Source organism: Actinomyces sp. zg328 (genome assembly GCF_009829635.1).
Classification (GTDB): domain Bacteria; phylum Actinomycetota; class Actinomycetes; order Actinomycetales; family Actinomycetaceae; genus Actinomyces; species Actinomyces marmotae.
The window spans coordinates 1-2,049 of the sequence record NZ_VWPE01000041.1 but is presented as its reverse complement, the minus strand read 5'-3'; the positions used below and the strand labels follow the sequence as shown (position 1 = coordinate 2,049).

Here is a 2,049-nt window from a genome sequence, read left to right as displayed (position 1 = left end):
GGCGGCCTGGCCCGCCGGGGCGCTCTGGGCGCCCGCGGCAGTGGCCGGAGTGCTGGCGGCCAGGCTGGGCTCGGTGGCGCCGTCGGATCCCCGCGCCCCGCCGGTGGCAGGCGCGGCATCGGGCTTGCCGGCCCCGGCCTTCCCGCGGCGCCCGGACAGCGCGTGGAGGATCATGGGCACCACGGAGACGAAGACGATGACGAGGATCATCGCGTCGATGTTCTTCTGGATCCACTCGATGGAGCCCAGGAAGTAGCCGAGCCACGTGATCCCGAAGGCCCACAGGGTGGCGCCGATGACGTTGAAGGTGACGAAGTGCCGGTAGTGCATCCGCCCGACGCCGGCCATCACCGGGGTGAAGGTGCGCACGATCGGCACGAACTGCGCCAGCGTGACGGCCTTGCCCCCATGGCGCTCAAAGAAGTCGCTCGTGCGCTCCACGTATTCCTGCTTGAAGAGGCGGGAGTTCGGGCGGTTGAAGATCCTCGGGCCGGCCTTGCGCCCGATGAGGTAGCCGGTCTGGTTGCCGGTGATGGCCGCCAGCCACATCAGCGGGGCGGCCACCCAGATATGCGCGCCCACATCGCCGGTGGCCACGAAAAGCCCGAGGGTGAACAGGAGGGAGTCACCGGGCAGGAAGAAGCCGACGAGCAGGCCCGTCTCGGCGAAGATGACGAGCATGACGCCGACGATCGCCCAAGGGCCGAACCAGGAGACGATCTGGGTGATTATCTCCCCGGCGTCGAGCCATTTGGGGCCGAGGGCGGGCATCGGGGCCGCGGGGACGACGGCGTTGAGCGCGGCGAGAGCCGTGAGGGAAGCAGTCACTCGGCAAGGCTAGGGAGAGGAGAGCCGTGCTGGCCGTGAGTCTTCCCTCATCCCCGATGTGGTATCCGGCACGATCCGGCTCGAAGCGCCTGCGCCCTCGTGGACCGCGCGGCTCCTGGAGTCACTCCGCCGAGTCGGAGGGGACCGCGCGCTCGGAGGCGCCGTCGTGCCCCCCGCTGGAGCCGGTGAAGACGATGTAGTGGTAGAAGAGGAATCGGAAGGCGGTGCCCAGTCCGAATCCGACGACGTAGGCGGCGATGTTGTCCGCGAGCGGCCCGGTCAGTCCCAGGGCATGATGAGTGAACAGCAGGCAGAACTGGGTGATGACCAGGCCGCCGATGTTCGCCAGGGCGAAGAGGAGCCCCTCGTGCAAGGCGTTCTCCCTCGTGCGGCCCCGGTAGGTCCAGTAGCGGTTCGCCACCCAGGAGAAGATCGTGGCGACCGTGGCGCTCAGGACGTTCGCGGAGTTCGGGTGGCCCGACAGGAAGCCGGTGGGACCGTGCTGGACGAGGTTGAACAGGCCGGAGTCGATCACGTAGGCGAGCGCGCCGACGACCCCGAACTGAAGGAACTCATGAACCCAGGCGCGGATCCGGCTGGAGAGGCTCATCGGCTCGGCCGTGGCGGTCGATGCCGCGCTGTCGTTCACGAGGAGATGTTAAGCCACCGATCAGGGCACCCAGGTGATTGCGGATGATAGGTCCCACACCCAGCTGATCCAGAAGGCCTGGGCCATCACCCCCGCCACCGCCAGCGCCCACCGGCCCCGGCGCCCCACGCTCGCGGCGGCCGCCCAGGCCAGCGGGGCCAGGGGGAGCAGGATGCGCAGCAGCGACGTCGTCGGGTCGAAGAACGCCAAGAGGTAGAGCGCGTAGGCGACGCACCAGAACCAGGCGGCGGGGCCGAGCGAGCGCGACGCCCTCGAGGCCAGGCCCAGGGCCGCCAGGGCGAGGGCGCAGGCGACCAGCAGCCAGCCCAGGTGCTCACCGACCCACCACTGGCCGCGATCCAGCCACGGCAGGAAGGGCACCAGCCCGCCCCCGCGCCACGAGGTCTCCGTGGCGGTGTAGGCGTCCATGCGCCCGGTCGCCACCCACGCCGCCACCGGCCAGACGAGCGCGCTCACGAGCGCCAGTGCGGTCAGGGCCGCCAGCCCCGCGCGCCCACGGCCGCCCAGCCGGGCCCAGGTCGGCCCCAGGCGCCGCGCCCACGCGCGGGCTC

1 protein-coding gene and 2 pseudogenes are annotated in these 2,049 nt (G+C 70.8%); all 3 read right to left on the bottom strand.

The genetic code is table 11. From position 1 onward, the window contains the following. Positions 1 to 153: 153 nt before the first annotated feature. Positions 154 to 771: pseudogene (locus GVV75_RS10020) on the bottom strand (VTT domain-containing protein); the annotation flags it as partial. A gap of 178 nt (positions 772 to 949) precedes the next feature. Continuing rightward, positions 950 to 1,438: a GtrA family protein gene (locus GVV75_RS10015; protein ID WP_159626601.1), complete on the bottom strand. Its 489-nt coding sequence runs from the start codon at positions 1,436 to 1,438 to the stop codon at positions 950 to 952. A 60-nt stretch (positions 1,439 to 1,498) separates the two neighbouring features. Then, a pseudogene (locus GVV75_RS10165) lies at positions 1,499 to 2,049 on the bottom strand (hypothetical protein); the annotation flags it as partial.